The following is a 5239-nucleotide window of genomic DNA, read 5'->3' as shown; positions in this document are numbered from 1 at the left end:
ATTCAGGACAAACGACTTTGCCGGGGCCGTGCCCCCGACCGGCACCGGAGACTTTCGTCCAATCAGCCGCGCCACTGATCGACCGAAAGTGGTGTCGTCTGGGGCAGCGTAGCCGCCCATGCGGGTCTACGGGACGATCAATCGGGTATCTATCCCTATTGAGTTGTGACAGATGGACTCATCTGTCACACGATCGGATGACAACTAGATAGGGGGAGTAACACGAGATCCCCTCATGACGACGTATAGGAGTTGGTTGTGCCGAGCCTGACCGGTCCGGAACGAGCGCGGGCGTTGCTGCAGCGTGTACCCCTCGTCGACGGCCACAACGACCTCCCGTGGGCATTGCGGGAGTTCGGTGAGGGAACGGGCGAGGACGTCTACACGACCGCCGCGAAGATCGATCTCACGGAACGTCATCCCAGGTTGCACACCGACATCGTGAAAATGCGCGAGGGCGGTCTGGGGATGCAGTTCTGGTCCGTCTGGATTCCGTGCCGGCTGGCGGGCGACGGAGCCGTGACCGCCGTGCTGGAGCAGGTCGAACTGGTCTACGAGCTGGCCGAGCGGTACTCCGACCACCTGGGCGTCGCGACCACCGCCGCCGAGGCTGAAAAAGTTTTCGCGTCCGGGCGTGTCGCGTCCCTCCTGGGGGCCGAGGGCGGACATTCCATCAACTCTTCACTCGGAGTTCTGCGCGCGCTGCGCCGGCTGGGTGTCCGCTACATGACACTGACCCACAACGACAACACGCCGTGGGCCGACAGTGCCACTGACCAGCCACAACACGGCGGGCTGACGGAGTTCGGCCGCGAGGTCGTCCGCGAGATGAACCGGATCGGCATGCTCGTCGACCTGAGCCACGTCGCGCCGAGCACGATGCACGCCGCGCTGGAGACGAGCGTCAAGCCCGTCATCTTCAGCCACTCGTCGTGCCGCCACGTCGCGGACCATCCGCGCAACATCCCGGACGACGTTCTGGTCAAGCTCAAGGACAACGGCGGTGTGGCCATGATCACATTCGTCCCGAGCTTCGTGGCACCCCGGTTCGCTGAATGGGACGCAGCCCTTCGTGACGCGATGACCGCCGCCGGGGAGAACCACGCCGACCTCGGAGCCCGCAAGGTCTTCGGCGAGAAGTGGATCGTCGACCACCCGGCGCCCACCGCGACGCTCGACGACGTCGTCGCGCACGTCGAGCACGCGCGCGAGGTCGTCGGCATCGACCACATCGGTCTCGGCGGCGACTACGACGGCGTCGGCGAACTTCCGCAGGGGCTCGAGGACGTCTCGACCTATCCGAACCTCATCGGCGCACTGCTCGACAAGGGCTGGTCCGAGGACGACTGCACGAAGCTCGCGGGCGCGAACGTCCTGCGCGTCCTGCGCGAAGCCGACCAGAGCTGACCAGCGCTGACTAGCGCTGCCCGAACATGGTGACACCGACCGGCGGCAGCCCCACGGCTGTCGCCATCAGCTCGTAGAACGCGGTGCCGTGCTCGGCGAGTTCGCCGTCCAGAGCGGTCCAGGACGCGCGCAGCTCCAGATCGTCCGTACGAGCCGGACCGGCGATGTCGCCGAAGCGGGCCGAGGACGTCTGCGTCACGGTGCCGCCCAGCGCGGTGAACCCGGCGCCGGACTGCTCCAGCGCCTCGGTCAGCCACGACCACCCGACCTCGGGCAACAGGGGATCCGACGCGAGCTCGTGGTCCAGCTCCACCCGCACGTACGCCACGACGCGCAGGACACCGCCCCACGCCTCGTCGCCGTCCGGGTCGTGCAGCAGCACGAGCCTCCCGGTCGACAGCTCGTCCGACGGGCCGGTGACCTCAGCCGTCAGCGCGTACGCCCACGGCGCGAGCCGCTGGGGCGGTCGAACCTCGGTGAGTTCGATCTCGGGCCTGTGGCGAACCGACTTGAGCGTCCCCACCGCCCGGCGGAAGATTTCCGGCTCGGTCACACAACTGACTGTATGCCTCGCAATCCGGCCGGGTGATGGCGGCACGCCGAGACGTGGGACCATGAAAGGGAGATGACTTCCATGGCACCCCTTCTTGTGGCCGCGCGTGGCGGCACCCCGTCGCACACCCCTGTCTGGTTCATGCGGCAGGCGGGACGGTCGTTGCCCGAGTACCGGGCACTGCGCCAGGGCACCGCGATGCTCGACGCCTGCATGGATCCCGAGATGGTCTGCGAGATCACCATGCAGCCCGTCCGGCGACACGGCGTCGACGGCGCGATCCTCTTCTCCGACATCGTGGTGCCGCTGAAGGCCGCCGGTGTCGACCTGGACATCGTCGCGGGCACCGGACCGGTGGTCGCGAACCCGGTCCGGACGATCGAAGACGTTCGCAAACTGCCAGAGCTGCACGCCGAGCAGGTCCAGCCGGTCGCGGACGCCATCGGGTTGCTGCTCAAGGAACTTCCCCAGCAGGTCGCGCTGATCGGGTTCGCCGGGGCGCCGTTCACGCTCGCGAGCTACCTCGTCGAGGGCGGCCCGAGCAAGAACCACGAGCGCACCAAGGCGCTCATGCACGGCAACCCCGAGCTGTGGCACGCGCTGCTGGCCAAGATCGCGGACGTCACCGCGGCCTTCCTGCACGCGCAGCTCGACGCGGGCGTGCAGGCCGTGCAGCTGTTCGACTCCTGGGCGGGCGCGCTGTCCGAGCGCGACTACCGCGAGTTCGTCCTGCCGCACTCGAAGCGCGTCCTCGAGACGATCACGACCGTGCCGCGCATCCACTTCGGTGTCGGCACGGGTGAGCTGCTGCCCGCGATGCGCGAGGCCGGTGCGGACGTCGTCGGCGTCGACTGGCGAATCCCCCTGGATGTCGCCGTGCAGAGGCTGGAGCAGGCGGCACCGCAACTGCCCAAACCGGTCGTGCAGGGCAACCTCGACCCGGCGTTGTTCTTCGCGGGCTTCGACGCCGTCGAACGCGAGGTCCGCCGCATCCACGCCGAGGGCAAGGCCGCCGCGGGCCACATCTTCAACCTCGGCCACGGCGTGCTCCCCGACACCGATCCGGAGATCATCACCCGGACCGTCGAACTGATCCACAGCTTGTAATGCACGGGAGAGCGCCGCACGTAGCTGTCGTCGGAGGCGGGATCTCCGGCCTCGCCGCCGCGCACCGGCTGCGGATGCTGCTCGGCCCGGACGCGCGGATCACCGTGATCGAGCAGTCCGACCGGCTCGGCGGCAAGCTGTGCACGACCGAGCTCGCGGGCGTGCGGTTCGACGTGGGCGCGGAGGCGTTCCTGCACCGCAAGCCCGAGGCGCAGGAGCTGATCGCCGAGGTCGGGCTCGCCGATCACGTCGTGCACCCGACCGCCGCCAAAGCCTCAGTCCACGCCGCCGGCCGTACGCATCAGCTGCCCGCGCACACGTTCATGGGTGTGCCGGCGAGCGTCGAGGCCGTGCGGCACATGCTGTCGTCCGAGGGCGCGCTGCGGGTCGAGATGGAACCGACGCTGCCGCCGATCGAACTCAAAGGCGGCGACGTCGCGGTCGGCGCGCTGATGAAGGACAGGTTCGGCCCCGAGGTCGCCGACCGCCTGGTCAGTCCGTTGCTCGGCGGTGTCTACGCGGGCCGCGCGGACGAGCTCGGCCTGAGGGCCACGATGCCGCAGATCGCCACGCTGCTGGACAAGGGCGTCGGCTCACTGCTCGCCGCCGCCGCGACGATGATGCCCGCGCCGCCGCAGCCCCGTGCCGCGCGGCCACCGGTGTTCGCCAGCCTCGCCAACGGGGTGTCGTCGCTCGTCGACCGGCTCGCCGAGGTCGCGAAGCCGGTCGTCCGCCTGGGTCTTCCCGTCCGCGTGCTGTCCTGGCTGGGCGACGGCTGGCGCCTGGAGATCGGCTCGGCCGCCACGCCCGAGTACCTGGAGTGCGACGGCGTCGTGCTCGCAGTCCCGGCTCCGTCGGCGCGCAAGCTGCTCTCGGAGATCGCGCCGCAGGTGTCCGCCGCGTACGGCAAGGTCGAGGTCGCCTCGATGGCGGTCGTCGCGCTGGCCTTACCGCCGGGCACGGAGCTGCCGGACCGCTCCGGCATCCTGATCGCGGAGGGGGAGCGGTACTCGGATCGCATCACCCCGTTCACCGCCAAGGCGTTCACGTTCTCCAGCCGCAAGTGGTCGCACTACGGCGAACCGGTCATCCTGCGCGGTTCGGTCGGCCGGCACGGCGAGACTGCGCTCCTGCAGCGCAGTGACGCCGACCTGGTGAAGGCCGTGCGCAACGACCTGCACGAACTGACCGGGATCAAGGCCGAGCCGATCGACTACGTGGTGCAGCGCTGGGGCGGAGGCCTGCCGCAGTACGGCGTCGGCCACGTCGACCTGGTCGAGACCATCGAACGGGGCATCAGTCACGTGCCGGGGATCGCCGTCGCGGGCGCCACGCTGCACGGCGTCGGCGTGCCCGCCTGCATCGCCACGGCCGACTCCGCCGCGGCCCGTGTCGCAGCACACCTGCTGGGTCGAGTTCGCCGTTAGCGGGGCCGTGCCAAGATGGAGGTATGGCACGCCTGAACTACAACGAGCTCAACGACACCATCCGCTACACGATGTGGTCGGTGTTCCGGGTCGAACCGGGCAAGCTCCCTGAGGACCGCAGCGCCGCCGCCGCGGAGACCCAGAACTACCTGGACGCGTTGGAGGGCAAGGGCGTCGTCGTCCGCGGCGTCTACGACCTGGCGGGTCTGCGTGCCGACGCCGACTTCATGATCTGGTGGCACGCCGAGGAGATCGAGCAGGTGCAGGCCGCCTACACGGGCTTCCGCCGCACCCCGCTCGGCAAGGTCTCGACGCCGGTCTGGTCGCAGGTCGCCCTGCACCGGCCCGCCGAGTTCAACCGCAGCCACATCCCGGCCTTCCTCGCCGGTGAGGAGGCGCGCAAGTACGTGTGCGTCTACCCGTTCGTGCGGTCCTACGAGTGGTACCTGCTGCCGGAGGAGGACCGCCGCAAGATGCTGGCGGACCACGGCAAGGAAGCCCGCGACTACCCGGACGTGCGCGCGAACACCGTCGCGTCGTTCGCACTGGGCGACTACGAGTGGATGCTCGCGTTCGAGGCCGACGAACTGCACCGCATCGTCGACCTGATGCGTCACCTGCGCGGCACCGAGGCGCGCCTGCACGTGCGCGAGGAGATCCCGTTCTACACGGGCACCCGCGTCCCGGCCGCCGAGCTGGTCACGAACCTGCCGTAGGGCAACTGATGAAGGGAACCTTCATCCAC

At 69.2% G+C, this 5239-nt stretch carries 5 protein-coding genes; 4 read left to right on the top strand and 1 reads right to left on the bottom strand.

The genetic code is table 11. The features are described from left to right. The first annotated feature begins 258 nt into the window (after positions 1-258). Positions 259-1407: a dipeptidase gene (locus tag UK23_RS29765; protein WP_419503907.1), complete on the top strand. Its 1149-nt coding sequence runs from the start codon at positions 259-261 to the stop codon at positions 1405-1407. A 10-nt stretch (positions 1408-1417) separates the two neighbouring features. On the opposite strand, the gene UK23_RS29760 is transcribed toward UK23_RS29765, so the two are convergent. After that, positions 1418-1960: a DUF3000 domain-containing protein gene (locus UK23_RS29760; protein ID WP_045314992.1), complete on the bottom strand. Its 543-nt coding sequence runs from the start codon at positions 1958-1960 to the stop codon at positions 1418-1420. Positions 1961-2032: 72 nt separating this feature from the next. Between UK23_RS29760 and hemE the strand changes: the two genes are divergently transcribed. The 3 genes from hemE to hemQ are packed head-to-tail and all read left to right on the top strand — an operon-like array spanning position 2033 to position 5210. Continuing rightward, positions 2033-3067, top strand: a complete 1035-nt coding sequence (gene hemE / locus UK23_RS29755) for a uroporphyrinogen decarboxylase (protein WP_045314991.1) — start codon at positions 2033-2035, stop codon at positions 3065-3067. After that, positions 3067-4494: a protoporphyrinogen oxidase gene (gene hemG, locus UK23_RS29750; RefSeq protein ID WP_045314990.1), complete on the top strand. Its 1428-nt coding sequence runs from the start codon at positions 3067-3069 to the stop codon at positions 4492-4494. Before hemE ends, hemG begins: the two co-directional genes overlap by 1 nt. Positions 4495-4517: 23 nt before the next feature. Next, positions 4518-5210, top strand: coding sequence for a hydrogen peroxide-dependent heme synthase (gene hemQ / locus UK23_RS29745; RefSeq protein WP_045314989.1), 693 nt, complete (start codon positions 4518-4520; stop codon positions 5208-5210). Positions 5211-5239: the final 29 nt, after the last annotated feature.

The organism is Lentzea aerocolonigenes (genome assembly GCF_000955955.1).
In the GTDB taxonomy this organism is placed as follows: domain Bacteria; phylum Actinomycetota; class Actinomycetes; order Mycobacteriales; family Pseudonocardiaceae; genus Lentzea; species Lentzea aerocolonigenes_A.
Note: the sequence above shows the minus strand (reverse complement) of the source record. Positions and strands in the feature narration are given on the sequence as shown.